Below are 13,399 nucleotides of genomic sequence, written 5' to 3' on the forward strand. Positions count from 1 at the left end.
TGCCTCCCTCAGAACGGTGAAATAAGGTTGAAGAAGCGGCTGAGCCAGCCCGGGCGGCTGGCCTGCTGCACCGCGCCCTTGCCCGAATAGATGATCCGGGCATTGGCCACCTGTGAGGAGGCAAGGCGGTTGTCGCCATCAATATCGACGAGGCGGATGCGTCCGGCAAACTGCACCCATTCATCACCCTGACTGAGCAGCATCTGCTTTTCTCCGACCACTTCGGCGGTGCCGTTGGGATAAATCGCCGCGATCGTCACCGCGATCGCACCGTTGAGGCGGCTCTGCTGCGTGGCATTGCCCGATCCTGTGAACGACCCTTCGGCCGCGGCTTTAAGGGCCTCGGGGTTGAGGAAGGAGAGCGGCCCGGCGCTGGGCGGGGTGATCGAGAAGCCTCCCTCGCGCGAAGTGCGCCCCTGGGCGCTCTTGCTGGTGGTGGTGGCCTCGGTGAGGATGATCGTCACCATGTCGCCAAGCTGGCGGGCCCGCGTGCCGGTGACGAGGCCGGCATAGCCCTGGGCGCTCTGGAAGATCGCTCCCGGGCTGTGGCCTGGCGCGCTGGCAGGCGGCGGGGGCGCGCTGGCGGCGGTGAGCGCTGCGCCCGGCGGCGGCGGGGCGACAAAGCCGGCTTGTGGCCCCTTGCCGCCCACGCCCATGCAGGCCGAAAGCAGTAGCGGCGCGGCCAGCAGCAGCGTCGTATGGCGGTGCATCGCGTGTCCTCACAGCGTCTGATTGGCGTTGCGCAGCATTTCATCCACCGCGCTCACCATCTTGGAATTGATCTCATAGGCGCGCTGGGCCTCGATCATCTCGACCAGCTCCTCGACCACGTTGACATTGGACTGCTCGAGCATCCCCTGGCGGATCTGCCCGCGCCCGTTCTCCCCGGCAAAGCCGATCTCGGCCGGGCCTGAGGCGGCGGTCTCGACGAGGAAATTGTCGCCGATTGCGCGCAGGCCTGCCGGATTGACGAAGCTGGCGATCGACAATTGGCCCAGCAGCGTCGGCTCTGCATTGCCCGGCGTGATCGCGCTCACCGTGCCATCGGGCGCGATGGTGAGCGCCTGGGCGCCCTGCGGCACCTGGATCGGCGGCTGGAGCGCATAGCCCTGGGCGGTGATCAGGGTGCCATCAGCCGAGAGGGTGAAATTGCCCGCGCGGGTATAGCCGATCTGGCCCCCCGGGGGCAGTTCGACCTGGAAGAAGCCATCGCCATCAAGCGCAAGGTCGAGCACATTGCCGGTGGCGTTGAGCGTGCCTTGCGTCTGGATGCGGCTGGTGCCCTGCACCTGCACCCCGGTGCCGAGATTGAGGCCGAGCGCATAGGCGGTCTGCCCGGTCGATTGCTGCCCGGCGATGCGCTGTTCCTGATAGGCCAGCGTGGCAAAATCCACCCGGTCGCGCTTGAAACCGGTGGTGGAGATATTGGCAAGGTTGTTGGCGATGACGCGCATCCGCGCATCCTGCGCCTCAAGCCCGGTGCGGGCGACGTGAAGGGCGGAAGTGGGCATGGGGTTACTCCTTGAATGGGGTCAGCGCAGCGACATCAGGCTGCTTGAGGCTTCGTCGAGCTCGCCCGCGGTGCGCATGATCCGGGCGCGCTGTTCAAAGGCGCGCTGGGCCTCGATCATGGCAACCAGCGTCTCGGCGGTCTCGACATTGGACATCTCGAGCGCACCGGGGGTGAGGCGCGCCGTGGGATCGGGGGGCAGCACCCCGGGGGCGCCGCCGGGGGTGGGCACCCGCAACAGCCCGTCGATCCCCTTGGCAAGCGCGCTGCCCTGCGGATTGACGAGGCGCAGCCGGTCGATCGCCTCGGCGGCGGCTTCGGGGGCGGCCGGATTGCGCGCCAGCACCGTGCCATCGGGCGCGATGCTGAGCATGAAACCGGGGGGCACGCTGATCGGCGCCCCGCTTTCGCCCAGCACGAGCAGACCCTCGCCGTTCTCGATGAGGCCGGTGGGGCTGACCTTGAGATCGCCGCGGCGCGAATAGACCTCGCCCTGGCCGTCGGGCGCGCGGAAAGCGAGCAGCGCGGCGCCCTCGGGCGCCACATCGAGCGGGCTTCCGGTCTCCACCACTGGCCCGGCGCGCAGGTCGGCGCCGCGGACATTGCCCCGCGCCAGCGCCCGCGCCTCGAGTGTAGCGGCGGGCGCAGGCTGCCTCAGCACTGCCGGCGTGACCGCGAAGATCTCCTGGCGAAAGCCGGGGGTGGAGGCATTGGCAAGATTGTTCGCCACCACCCTTTGCCGGTCCATCGCCGCGTTCATCGCGGTGAGCGCGGTGTAGATCAGCCGGTCCATCTTACTGCTGGCGCAGGTTGATCGCGGTCTGGGTGATCACGGTGGCGGTGTCGATCGCGCGGGCATTGGCCTGGAAATTGCGCTGTGCGGTGAGCAGGGCCACCAGCTCCTCGGCGAGTTCCACATTCGAGCGTTCGAGCGCCCCGCTGATCATTCCGCCGAAATTGCCGACCCCGGGATTGCCGAAGGCCGGCGGGCCGGATTCGCCCGAGGCCTGCCACTTGGTCTGCCCGATCGCGCGCAGGCCCGCGGGCGCGCCGAAGATCGCCAACGCCACCTGGCCCACCGGCGCGGTGGTGCCATCCGAATAGGCGGCGATGATGGTGCCGCGCGCATCGATGCTGACATTGCTGAGCGTGCCCGGGGTGGGACCGACCGGAACCGGGCTGAGCAGCGGCACGCTGACATCGGCCGGGGTGGTGCTGGTGGGGTTGCCGGCGCTGTCAACCGGATAGGCCTGCAGCCGGTTGCCCCAGGCATCCTCGATCGCGCCGCTCGCGGTCAGGCGGAAATTGCCGTTGCGCGAGAAGGCAATGTCGCCCGAGACCGGATTGGCAAGGGCAAAGAAGCCATCGCCGTCGATCGCAAGGTCGAGCGTGCGCCCGGTCTGCTCGAGCGGGCCGAGGGCAAAATCCTGCGTGATCGCCACCACCGTGGCGCCAAGCCCGGGGGTGCGGCGGGGATCGACCGACGCGCCCTTGGCGACGAGGTCGGAAAATTGCGTGTTGCTTTTCTTGAAGCCCACGGTTTCGGCATTGGCGATATTGTGGGCGATCACGCGCAGATCGGTTTCGGCATTGCGCATGCCGGAAAGCGAGACGAAGAACGACATTGCAAACTATCCTTTCAGCTTCGGGTCAGGGTCAGGGCTGGGCGGGGGCGGCCGGACCTGCGGCCTCCTGCGCGGCGATCAGGCGGTCGAGCTTGGCCGAGATCTCCTCGAGCGTGGCGCCGCTGGCGGTGGTGGCGGCAAGCGCGGAGAACTGCGCCATCTGCGCCAGCATCGCCTCGTTATCGGCCGGCTCGAGCGGGTCCTGCATGGTCAGCTGGGTGGTCAACAGGCGCAGGAAATCGCCGCCATCAAGGCGCGCAAGGCCATTGCCCGAAAGGCGCGAGGGAGTGTTGAGCCGATCAAGCGTGGCCTGGGCAGCGGGGGGAAGCGCGGGGGTTTCCATCAGGTGTTCCTCAGGGTTTCGAGCATCAATTGCTTGGCGGTCTGGAGCGCCTGGACGAGGTTCTGGTATTGGCGCGCGCCTTCCATGATCTCGACCATTTCCGCGGTCTCATCGACCGGCGCGGCGAAGACGAAGCCGTCCTTGTCGGCGAGCGGGTGGGTCGGATCGTGGCGCCGGATCGGGGCCTCGTCGGCGCGCACCAGGCCCTGCGCCGAAACTCCGACGAGGCCCGAGGCGCGATCGAGTTCGGCGGCAAAGACGACGCGGATCGGGCGGTAGGCCCCGGCCTCGCTCGAGGCGACCGATCCGGCATTGGCAAGGTTGGAGGTGGCTGCGTTGATCCGCACCAGCTGCGCGCTCATCGCGCGGGTGGTGAGGCTGAAGAGCGTCATGGGCGTGCGCTCGGGCATGGTCATTCTCCCTTGAGCGCGCGGGTGATGGTGCTCGCCCGGCCCTGGACGAAGCTGAGGCTGGCCGAATAGGCGAGCGCGTTCTCGGCAAAGGCGACCTGCTCGCGCGCCAGTTCGACGGTGTTGCCATCAAGCGAAGGCATGGTCGGCTGGCGATAGACCAGCCGCACCGGCGCCGGCGCCCCCGCCGCGCCGCGCGCGGGGGCAAGGCGCGCTTCGAGCGCGGCGGCAAAATCGATGTCGCGCGCCTTGTATCCGGGGGTGGCGGCATTGGCGATGTTGGCAGCGATCACCCCCATGCGCTGCGAACGCAGCCTGAGCGCCGCTGCGTGAATGCCGAAAAGTCGCTCGCTCACGCCGATCATCTCCTGCTCGTGGCGGGGCGGGTGTGCCCCTTGCCCCGGCGGATGAGCATGAAGCGTGCCAAGTGCCCCGCGCGGGGCGCCAGGCGGCGGGCGGGGGGAGGCGCGCGGCAAGCCCTTGCCGGGGGGCTGGCAAGCCCCTGCCGCCCTGGCAGCTGCAAATGGCGGGCCGGGCCGGGCTTAATCCGCCCGCGCCGCCGCCGTTCTGCCCTTCCGCGATTGGCCAGCGAAGGGATCTGTCATGGCTGTTACCACCACCGCGGCGACCTCGGTCGGGCTGCTTGATCCCGCGGCGCTCAGCCTCGTGGTGGTCGGCACCGCGCTCGCCACCGCGGCGCGCTGCGGCTGGCGCGAGAGCGCGGCCGCGCTGCGCGCCGCGGCGCTGCTGCTGCGGCGCGGCTTTGATGCCGAGGCCAACCGCAAAGCGCTGGCGCATGCGCTCGCAGCGATCGCGCGCGAAGGCGCGCGCCGTGCCGATCCCGCGCTGCCGCCCGACCCTGCGCTCGCGCAGCTGGTAGAGACCTCTTTGCGCGAGGCCACCCCCGCAGCGCTGGCCACGGCGCGCCGCGCCGCCCGCAGCGAGGCGCAAGCAGGCATGGCGGGTTCAGCGCAAGTCTTTGCCCTGGCCGGAGAGCTTGCCCCGGTCTGGGGCCTGATCGGGACGCTCTACGGCCTTGCCCAGCTTGGCGCCCCGAGCGGCGGCGGCGCCACAGCAACGATCATGGCGGCGATGGCAAGCGCGGTGCACACCACGCTGTATGGCGCGCTCTTGGCCCATCTTGTGTGCCACCCGCTGGCTGCGGCGATCACGCGGCGCGCGCGGGCCGAGCAACGCGCCCGTGCGGCGCTGGCCGATTGGTTCCTTGGCCAGCTTGCCCGCCGCACCCTGGCCACGCCGCCTGCCCGCGCCCATCTGCGGGGGGTGGCATGAGCGTGGGCATTCCCCAGCGACGCCTCGGCCTCGGCTGGCAGGTGATCCTTGCCGATCTGGCGCTGATCCTGTTCCTGCTGGCGCTCTCGGCGCTGCCCGCTGCCGAGGCGGAAAGCCGCGCTGGCTCCGTCCGGCCCGAGATCGCCCCGGCCCAGGCGCTCTATCGCCCGCTCCCCGGCGGCCCCAGCCTTGCCCAATGGCTCGCAGCCCAGCCGCGCGATCCGCGCGCGGCCCTCACGATCTTTGCCAGCCACACGCCGGCCGGGGCGCAGCAGGCCTGGGCGCGCGCCGCCGCGCTCGCAGCCGAAGCGCGCGCCAGCGGGCTGCGGGTGCGCACGATCATCACCCCCGGTGACGCGGACGATCTTTATGCGAGCCTTGCCTATGACATGGCCGCGCCGGGCCGGGTGGCCGATGCTGCGGGCGAGGCAAAGTCGAAGCCGGGGGGTTGATCAGCCCACCATCACCCGGTTGCGCCCGGCCTGTTTGGCCCGATAGAGCGCCGCATCGGCGCGCGCCAGTGCGCTGCGCGGATCGCGATCCTCGCTGACATCGGCCACCCCGGCGGAGAAGGTGATGCGGCCGAAGGGCTGGCCCGTATCGCGGTTGATCAGCACCTTGGTCGCCTGGACGGCGCGGATCGCATCGAGCTTGGCGCGCGCGGCGTGCTTGTCCATGCCGAAGAAGATCAGCACGAATTCCTCGCCCCCATGGCGCGCGACGAAGCCGGTATCGCCGGCCTGCTCGGCAAGGCTCGCCGCGAGCGCGCACAGCACCCGGTCGCCCGCCTCGTGGCCATGGCGGTCATTGATCGCCTTGAAATGATCGACATCGCAGAAGGCCAGCGCCAGCGGCTCGCCCTTGGCCTGCGCCTCGAGCGCGGCCGAGGCAAGGCGGCGCTCGAAGGCGCGGCGGTTGGGCAGGCGGGTGAGATGGTCGATATCGGCCTCGATCCGCGCCTTGGCGAGGCTTTCGCGCAGCGCTGCGGTTTCGGCCTCGCTGCGCGCCATTGCCGCCTCGGCTGCTTCCATCCGTGCGAGCATCGCGCGCGAGAGGTTGAGCACCTCGGCCAGCGCCGGCACCTCGGCCAGCGCGGCGAGCTGCGCGCCGATCGCGCCGCGATGGTCGCTCGCCTCGCTCTGGGCTGCGCGCGCGGTCTGGGCAAAGCGCATCAGCGCATATTCAAGCCGGTCCATCAGTTCCTCGAGTGCGGCGATGCGGCTGTGCCCATCGGGATCGAGCCGGGCGAGGGTGTCGAGCCAGCGCTGGTCGATCGGTTCGCCGGCCACCTCGCGCGCGGCAAAGGCGCGGGCAAGCTCGGGGTGCGAGCCTGACAGCGCCCCGCACACCGCGGCAAGATTGGGGCCGGTCACGGCGAGCTGGTGGCGGATGATGAAGTCGCTGATGCGCGCCAGCAGCGTCCGGCGGGCCTCCTCGGCGCGGCTGTCGCCCGCGGCTTCGCCGCGCGGTTCGCCGGGCGGCTCGGGGCTGGCGAGCGCTGCGGCGCGGGCGGCACGGGAAAGGAAGCGGGAGGCAATCGTCATGGGCGTGGCGCGGCAAGAGGATGGGCAAGGGGGAAGGATGGCGCGAGCCTAGCCGGGCATGGTCAAGGCGGGCTTCGCCCACCCCCACGTAACAGTGCCTAGGCACGGCTGGCACGCCGCTTGCTTCGGGGCGGGGGAAACCTGCTGCAAGGAGCCTTGCCGATGCTGCCCATCCATCCGCGCCTCGCCCGCCGCGCGCTCGCCGCGCCTTTGCACCCCCGCTGGCCGGGGGAGAGCTGGCGCCTTGCGCCGCTGGTGCTGCCCATCCTGCTGCCGCTGTGCGATCCGGCTGCCGAGGCGCGCGAGATCACCGCTCCGGCAGCGATCGACCGGGCGGTGACGGCCTTCACCGGCGTTCCTGTTGGCGTCCCCGGGGGCGCGCGCGCCCCTGCCGATCCGCGGCTGCAACTGGCGGCCTGCGCGGCGCCGCTGGCGGTGCGCTGGCACGGCGAGGCGCGTGCGGCGGTGGCGGTGGAATGCACCGGCCCCGAGCCGTGGCGTATCTTCGTGGCCCTTGCCGGTGAGGCGCCCGGTGCCGCCAAGGCGGCGCAAGCCATCCGCCGCGGCGATGCGCTCACGATCCAGGTGCGCGGGCGCGGCTTTGCCATCCAGCAGCCGGGCGAGGCGCTTGGCGCAGGGGCGGTGGGCGAATGGATCGCGGTGCGCCCCAGCCGCCCGGTGTCCGGTGCCGCCGTCGGCTCCGCGAGCGCCCGGGGCGAGCCGCTGCGCGCGCGGATCGAGCGCCCGGGGCTGGTCGTCATTCCGCTTGGCTGAGCCGCTGCTCTGCCCACCCCCTTAAAACGGCCCCCGCGCAGCCGTTCTCGCGCGCAGGAACCCAGCCAAGGATCATGCCCATGTCCTTTGTCGAACTGAGCAAAACCGCCGCGATCGGTGCCGCGCGTGCGCCCGGCCCCGGCGATCGCGCGCAGATCGATGCGCGCTTGGGGCCGAAAGAGGCGCGCACCGCCAGCGTGCCGGGCGGGGTCAGCCTCGAGGTCGAGGCGCCGAGCCCAGGCGTGGCGGCAACGCCCCCGGTCGATGCCGAGCGGGTGCGCCAGATCCGCGCAGCGCTGCGCGACGGCTCCTATCCGCTGGTGCCGACCAAGATCGTCGATGCCATGATCGCCGCGCAGGTCAGCCTGTCGCTGCCCGAGCGGGACTGAGCCGGTGGAAGACGCTGCCCGCACCGCCCCCGCGGCGCTCGCCGCTGGCCTCAGGCAAATGATTGCCGTGCTCGAGCGCGAGCGGCAAGCGCTTGCCGCGCTCGATGCCGACGGCCTGTTCGAGGCTGCGCGCAGCAAGGAGACGCTGTGTGACGAGCTGGCGGCGCTCGGCCCGCAGGCGCTCGATCGCGAGACCCGTGGCTTGGCCGAGACCGCGCGGCAGCTCAACGAGGTCAACCGCCGGGTGCGCAACCTGCTTGCCGCCAATGTCGCGGCGCGGATCGAGGCGCTCGCCGGGGCACGGCGGCCTGCCCGCATCGCCTATGCCCCTGCCCGGCCTGCCCCACGGTCCTAGGGCCTTGCCCGCCTAGGTAGTCTTGCGGAGGCGATGCCCCGCGGCCGCTGGCACGGGCCTTGCAGCATCCCGCCCGAAGGCGCCGCATCCCGCGGCGCCCGGCAACAGGCGGAGCTTGCGTGAGCCACTCGTCCACTCCCATCAGCCTTCCGGCCGGATCGGTGCGCGCCGGGTTCGAGGCCGCCGCCCGCGCGCACGAGGCCGCGCGCCAGGGCCGCAGCCTGCCCGCGGCGCGCCAGATTGCCGCGTCCGGCGCCCCGGTTGAAGCCGCGATCGCGCGGGCTGCCGAGGCCACTGGGGTCGACTTCAACTATCTGCTCGCTCAGGCCGAGGTCGAATCCGCGCTCGATCCCTCGGCCCGGGCGGCGACCTCGAGCGCCACCGGGCTTTATCAATTCATCGAGAGCACCTGGCTTGGCACGCTCAAGCGCCACGGCCACCGCTTCGGCCTCGGCGCCCTGGCCGACGAGATCGCGCTCACCCCCTCGGGCAGCGCCTTCGTGGCCGATCCGCAGCGCCGCGCGGCGATCCTGGCGCTGCGCGAGGATCCCGAGATCGCCGCGCTGATGGCGGCGGGCCTCGCCGAGGACAACCACGCCCATCTTGCCGCGGTGCTTGGCCGCACCCCCAGCCATGCCGAGCTTTATCTGGCCCATTTCCTCGGCGCCGGCGGGGCCGGGCGCTTCCTGACCGAACTCGCCGCCGATCCCGGGCAGAGCGCGGCGGCGCTGTTCGCCCGGCCCGCCGCGGCCAACCGGGCGATCTTCTACGACAGCGCCGGGGCGCCGCGCAGCCTTGGCGAGGTGATGGGGGTGATCGGCGGCAAGCTCGAACGCGCGCTCGCCCGCGCCAGTGGCGGCGCCGCCGCGCCGCGCATCGCCGCGGCTGGAGCCGACGCCGGACGCAGCGCGGTGAGCGCCCCGTGGCAGCCGGCGTGGCAGCAGTCATGGCAGGGCGCGCCCTACATCATTGCCGATGAGGCGGTGTTCGGCCCCGGGGAGCCGCCTGCGCTCAGCCTTTCGCGGGCCAGCCCGGCGCAGCCGGGCGCGGCGCCGCTGGGCCGGCGCCTGCCGATGTCCGAGGTGCTCGCCGCCACCTTCGGCACCGATCCGGCGGCCGCACCGGTGCAGGTGCGGCGCGCCTATGAGCGGTTCAAGGTCTTTGGCCTATGACCACCGGCCTTGCGCTCCCGCCCTTCCGTCTCGGCGCCGTGCCGTCCGCGCTCGCGCTGCCGCTGGGCATCTTTGCGCTGATCGCGCTGATGGTGCTGCCGATCCCGGCGCTGCTGCTCGATGTCTTCTTCGTGCTCAACATCGCCATTGCCGTTGCCGTGCTGATGGTGGCGCTCAATGCCCGGCGCCCGCTCGATTTCTCGAGCTTTCCCACGGTGCTGCTGTTCGCCACCCTGCTGCGCCTCGCGCTCAATGTCGCCTCCACCCGGGTGGTGCTGATGAACGGGCACGAGGGCGGGGCGGCCGCCGGGCAGGTGATCGCCAGCTTCGGCGCCTTCCTCGTCGGCGGCAATTTCGTGGTCGGCCTGTTCGTCTTTGCCATCCTGATGATCATCAACATGATCGTCATCACCAAGGGGGCGGGGCGCGTGTCGGAGGTCTCGGCGCGCTTCGTGCTCGATGCCCTGCCGGGCAAGCAGATGGCGATCGATGCCGATATCGCCGCCGGGCTCGTCACCGCCGAGGAAGCGCGCGAGCGCCGCCGCGAGGTGGCGATCGAGGCCGATTTCTACGGCTCGATGGATGGCGCCAGCAAGTTCGTGAAGGGCGATGCGGTTGCCGCGCTCCTCATCCTTGGCGTCAACATCATCGCCGGGCTGGCCATCGGCATGGCGAGCCACGGCTTGAGCCTCGCCGAGGCGGGCGCGGCCTATGTCACCCTGGCGGTGGGCGATGCGCTGGTGGCGCAGGTGCCCGCGCTGCTGCTGTCGATCGCGGCGGCGGCGATCGTCACCCGCGTTGCCGACAGCCGCGATCTTGCCGGTCAGATCGGCGGCCAGTTCGCCGATCCCAGGGGCTGGCTGCCGGTGGCGCTGATCCTCGGCGCAGTGGGCCTGGTGCCGGCCATGCCGCAGGCGATCTTCCTGCCCGCCGCCGCGCTTGCCGCGTTCGTGTGGTGGCAGCTCAAGCGCCGCCAGGCCGCGCCGCCGGCGCCGCTGCCGATCGTCGAGGAGGCGCCCGATCACATCGCGCTTGCCGAAGTTGCCGATGCGACGCTGGTGACGATCGAACTCGGCTATGGTCTCATCGGCCTGGTCGATGCCGAGGCGGGCGCGCCGCTGCTGGCGCGCATCACCGGCATCCGCAAGCAGCTCTCGCGCGATCTCGGCTTTGTCCTGCCGCAGTTTCGCATCCGCGATTCGCTCGATCTTGCCGCGCAGGACTATGCCGTGCTGCTCGGCGGGGTCAGCATCGCCCGCGGCAGCCTGCGCCCGGGCAGGTTGCTCGCCATCGATACCGGCGAGGTGCGCCCCGGCCATGGCCTTGTCGGCGAGCCGACCCGCGATCCCAGCTTTGATTGCCCGGCCTTGTGGATTGCCCCGGCGGCGCGCGATCATGCCGTGGCCGAGGGCTTCCTGGTGGTCGATCCGGCCACGGTGATCGCCACCCATGCCAATCAGGCGCTGCTGGGCGAAGCGCACCAGCTGCTCGGCCCGGATGAGGTGCGCGCCTGGGTCGAAGGGATCAAGGGGCACGCCCCGGCGCTGATCGAGGCGGTGCATCCCGATCCGCTGCCGCTTGCCGCGCTCACCCGGATGCTGCGCGCGCTGCTCGCCGATGGGATCAGCCTTGCCCATCCCCAGCCGCTCATCACCAGCCTTGCCCTTGCCCTGCAGAAGACCAGCGATTTCGACGCGGTGATCGATGCCGTGCGCGCCGATCTTGGTGCGCGGCTGGTGGCGAGGATCGTCTCCCCGGGCGAGGTGCTCAAGGTGGTGACGCTCGATGCCGGGCTGGAAGCGGCGATCCTTGGCGGGATGATCGATCCGGCAAGCGGCCAGCCGCTGATCGAGCCCGAATGCGGGCAGATGATCATCCGCGAGATCAACGCCATCACCGCGGCCGAGCAGGGCGCAATCGCGCTCATCGTCCAGCCGCCGGCGCGCCGCGCGCTCGCCGGACTGCTCAAGGGGCGCGCGCCGCGCTGCCTGGTGCTCTCGATCGCCGAATTGCCGGCGAGCCAGCCGATCGCGGTGGTGGGCACCATCGGTGCCGGGCGCGCCGACGCTGACAAGGCCGTGCCCGCCCCCGATGCGCCGCAGGCCGAGGAGCTGGCTGCATGAAGCACGATCACACCGGCTTTGCCGCTGCCCAGCCCTATGCGCCCACGCGCGCCGAGGTGGAGGCGCGGGTGCGCCGCTTCCTGCCGCTGGTGCGCCGCACCGCCTGGCATGTTTATGGCGCCGGGCGAGACGGGCTGGAGATCGAGGATCTGATGCAGGCCGGGATCGTGGCGCTGACCGAATGTGCCCAGCGCCATGCCGCCCCGACCGAAGATGGCTTTGCCGCCTATGCCAAGATCAGGGTGCGCGGGGCGATGATCGATGCGCTGCGCCGCGCGGCCCACACCACCCGCACCGCCCGCGCCCGCCGTGCCGCCTACGACGAGGCGCTCGCCCGGCTGCGCGCCAGTCTGGGGCGTGAGCCGAGCCGCGCCGAACTCGCCCGCGCGCTGGGAGTGAACGATGCCGATCTCGCCGCGATCGAGGCAGCGGGGGTGACGCTCACCTCGATCGAGGAGGCCTATGACGAGACCAACCTTGCCTTTGCCAGCGCCGATCCCGATCCCTTCGAGGCGCTGTGCGCTGCCGAGGATCGCGCGCGTTTGCTCAAGGCGATGATCGCCCTGCCAGATCGGCTCAAGCTGGTGCTGCAACTCTTTTTCGTCGAGGAGCTGAACCTCACCGAAATCGCCGCAGTGCTCGAGGTCAGCGTGCCGCGCGTCCACCAGCTGCGCGCCAAGGCGCTCAAGGACCTGCGCGCGCTGCTCGAGGCGGGCTGAGCGGGGGCGCGCCTAGCCGGCATCGCCATCGGCAGTCCCACGGCCCTCGGCCGTGGCGGCGGTCGATCCGGCAGCGCCCGAGGCGCCCGCGCGCTCCCACCAATGGGGCCGGCGCCGGGCATTGCCGGTGCCGACCTCGTTCATCGTGCGCGCATCATAGAGCCGCCCGCCCAGCATCACCTGCTCGATATCGTCGGAATGGGAAATATCCGCGCTCGGATCGGCCGCCAGGATCACGAGGTCAGCGAGCTTGCCCGGCTCGATGCTGCCGATGTCGCGCGCCATGCCGAGCGATTGGGCCGCGTTGATGGTGCCGGCCTTGAGCGCCTCGACCGGGCTCATCCCGCCGCGCACGAAGCTCCACAGCTCCCAATGCGCGCCAATCCCGGCCTGCTGGCCATGCGCGCCGATGCTGACCTTGACCCCGCGGCGGCTCAGCTTGCGCGCCTCGCGGGCGTTGTTGTCATCGACAAAGGCCCAGTCGGGTGCCTTGGTGCGCCGGCCGGTCTCGGCCAGCAGCAGCCTGGGCGGGGTGTGCACCAGCAGCGGGTTTTCCCAGACATTGGTGGCCTGGCGCCAATAGGGATCGCCCGCCAGCCCGCCATAGGTGACCACCAGCGTCGGGGTGTAATTGCTGTTCGAAGCACCAAAGAATTGCAGCACGTCCTCATACATCACGTCGACCGGGACATTGTGCTCGATGGTCGAATTGCCATCGGCGACCAGGTTCATGTCCATCCCGAACAGCGATCCGCCCTCGGCCACCACCAGCATGTTCTCCGCCGCGGCGGCGCGCGCCACCATCTGGCGCTGTTCGCGCCGCGGCTGGTTGTAAGCCGTGGACTCATTAGCTGCGATCCATAGGCGAGTTGAGAAGAGTTTGGCAGCGGCGAGGAAGTTGTCGGCGCGTTTGTCGTATCGCGTGGCCAAGCCTCTGGCGTGCTTGAGTTTTCCGAAGAAGCGCTCGATCAGGTTGCGATAGCGGTAGAGGAAGGAGCTGAAGGCGAAGCCCTTCTTGCGGTTGGCCTTTGGCGGGATGTTGGCGAAGCTGCCGCGCGCCTCGACCTTGTCGCGGATGGCGTCGCTGTCATAGGCCTTGTCGGCGAGGAAGATGCTGCCTTCCGGCACGGCCTCGAGCAGCG

The 13,399-nt window shown here is 70.8% G+C and carries 17 protein-coding genes; 8 read left to right on the top strand and 9 right to left on the bottom strand.

The annotated features are described in order from the left end of the window. Window positions 1-8: 8 nt before the first annotated feature. The 7 genes from G524_RS0109345 to flgB are packed head-to-tail and all read right to left on the bottom strand — an operon-like array spanning window position 9 to window position 4,253. Window positions 9-710, bottom strand: coding sequence for a flagellar basal body L-ring protein FlgH (locus G524_RS0109345; protein ID WP_027443485.1), 702 nt, complete (start codon window positions 708-710; stop codon window positions 9-11). Between the two features lie 9 nt (window positions 711-719). After that, window positions 720-1,511: a flagellar basal-body rod protein FlgG gene (flgG, locus tag G524_RS0109350; protein WP_027443486.1), complete on the bottom strand. Its 792-nt coding sequence runs from the start codon at window positions 1,509-1,511 to the stop codon at window positions 720-722. A gap of 21 nt (window positions 1,512-1,532) precedes the next feature. Next, on the bottom strand, window positions 1,533-2,303 hold the full coding sequence (locus G524_RS0109355) for a flagellar basal body rod protein FlgF (RefSeq protein ID WP_027443487.1): 771 nt from the start codon (window positions 2,301-2,303) through the stop codon (window positions 1,533-1,535). Window position 2,304: 1 nt separating this feature from the next. Beyond that, complete coding sequence (locus G524_RS0109360; protein ID WP_027443488.1) at window positions 2,305-3,135, bottom strand: flagellar hook-basal body complex protein; 831 nt, start codon at window positions 3,133-3,135, stop codon at window positions 2,305-2,307. Between the two features lie 31 nt (window positions 3,136-3,166). Next, window positions 3,167-3,478, bottom strand: a complete 312-nt coding sequence (locus tag G524_RS15480) for a flagellar hook capping FlgD N-terminal domain-containing protein (protein WP_084625122.1) — start codon at window positions 3,476-3,478, stop codon at window positions 3,167-3,169. Continuing rightward, window positions 3,478-3,894 (bottom strand): flagellar basal body rod protein FlgC, encoded by a 417-nt coding sequence (flgC, locus tag G524_RS0109370; RefSeq protein ID WP_027443489.1) that lies wholly within the window; start codon window positions 3,892-3,894, stop codon window positions 3,478-3,480. Before flgC ends, G524_RS15480 begins: the two co-directional genes overlap by 1 nt. After that, the gene (flgB, locus tag G524_RS0109375; RefSeq protein ID WP_211219310.1) at window positions 3,891-4,253 is read right to left on the bottom strand and encodes a flagellar basal body rod protein FlgB; all 363 of its coding nucleotides are present in this window, start codon (window positions 4,251-4,253) and stop codon (window positions 3,891-3,893) included. Before flgB ends, flgC begins: the two co-directional genes overlap by 4 nt. 238 nt (window positions 4,254-4,491) lie before the next feature. Between flgB and G524_RS0109380 the strand changes: the two genes are divergently transcribed. Continuing rightward, complete coding sequence (locus G524_RS0109380; protein ID WP_027443491.1) at window positions 4,492-5,181, top strand: MotA/TolQ/ExbB proton channel family protein; 690 nt, start codon at window positions 4,492-4,494, stop codon at window positions 5,179-5,181. After that, window positions 5,178-5,633, top strand: coding sequence for a hypothetical protein (locus G524_RS16315; RefSeq protein WP_051221066.1), 456 nt, complete (start codon window positions 5,178-5,180; stop codon window positions 5,631-5,633). Before G524_RS0109380 ends, G524_RS16315 begins: the two co-directional genes overlap by 4 nt. Here G524_RS16315 and G524_RS0109390 read toward each other — a convergent pair whose 3' ends face one another. Then, the gene (locus G524_RS0109390; RefSeq protein WP_036857702.1) at window positions 5,634-6,725 is read right to left on the bottom strand and encodes a GGDEF domain-containing protein; all 1,092 of its coding nucleotides are present in this window, start codon (window positions 6,723-6,725) and stop codon (window positions 5,634-5,636) included. 162 nt (window positions 6,726-6,887) lie between these two features. Here G524_RS0109390 and G524_RS0109395 point away from each other — a divergent pair, with 162 nt between their 5' ends. The 6 genes from G524_RS0109395 to G524_RS0109420 all read left to right on the top strand — a co-directional run bounded on the left by G524_RS0109395 (window position 6,888) and on the right by G524_RS0109420 (window position 12,257). Continuing rightward, window positions 6,888-7,499, top strand: a complete 612-nt coding sequence (locus G524_RS0109395; RefSeq protein ID WP_051221071.1) for a flagella basal body P-ring formation protein FlgA — start codon at window positions 6,888-6,890, stop codon at window positions 7,497-7,499. A gap of 80 nt (window positions 7,500-7,579) precedes the next feature. Beyond that, the gene (locus tag G524_RS15490; RefSeq protein WP_036857703.1) at window positions 7,580-7,888 is read left to right on the top strand and encodes a flagellar biosynthesis anti-sigma factor FlgM; all 309 of its coding nucleotides are present in this window, start codon (window positions 7,580-7,582) and stop codon (window positions 7,886-7,888) included. Between the two features lie 4 nt (window positions 7,889-7,892). Continuing rightward, window positions 7,893-8,243 (top strand): flagellar protein FlgN, encoded by a 351-nt coding sequence (locus G524_RS15495; protein WP_245561336.1) that lies wholly within the window; start codon window positions 7,893-7,895, stop codon window positions 8,241-8,243. Window positions 8,244-8,362: 119 nt separating this feature from the next. Next, complete coding sequence (locus G524_RS16320; RefSeq protein ID WP_245561337.1) at window positions 8,363-9,415, top strand: transglycosylase SLT domain-containing protein; 1,053 nt, start codon at window positions 8,363-8,365, stop codon at window positions 9,413-9,415. Continuing rightward, window positions 9,412-11,538, top strand: a complete 2,127-nt coding sequence (locus tag G524_RS15505; protein WP_084625124.1) for a flagellar biosynthesis protein FlhA — start codon at window positions 9,412-9,414, stop codon at window positions 11,536-11,538. Before G524_RS16320 ends, G524_RS15505 begins: the two co-directional genes overlap by 4 nt. Then, complete coding sequence (locus G524_RS0109420; protein ID WP_027443494.1) at window positions 11,535-12,257, top strand: sigma-70 family RNA polymerase sigma factor; 723 nt, start codon at window positions 11,535-11,537, stop codon at window positions 12,255-12,257. Before G524_RS15505 ends, G524_RS0109420 begins: the two co-directional genes overlap by 4 nt. Window positions 12,258-12,269: 12 nt before the next feature. Here G524_RS0109420 and G524_RS0109425 read toward each other — a convergent pair. Continuing rightward, the coding region (locus tag G524_RS0109425) for an amidohydrolase family protein (RefSeq protein WP_027443495.1) at window positions 12,270-13,399 on the bottom strand (1,130 nt) is incomplete at its 5' end.

This window comes from Erythrobacter cryptus DSM 12079 (assembly GCF_000422985.1).
GTDB lineage: Bacteria > Pseudomonadota > Alphaproteobacteria > Sphingomonadales > Sphingomonadaceae > Erythrobacter > Erythrobacter cryptus.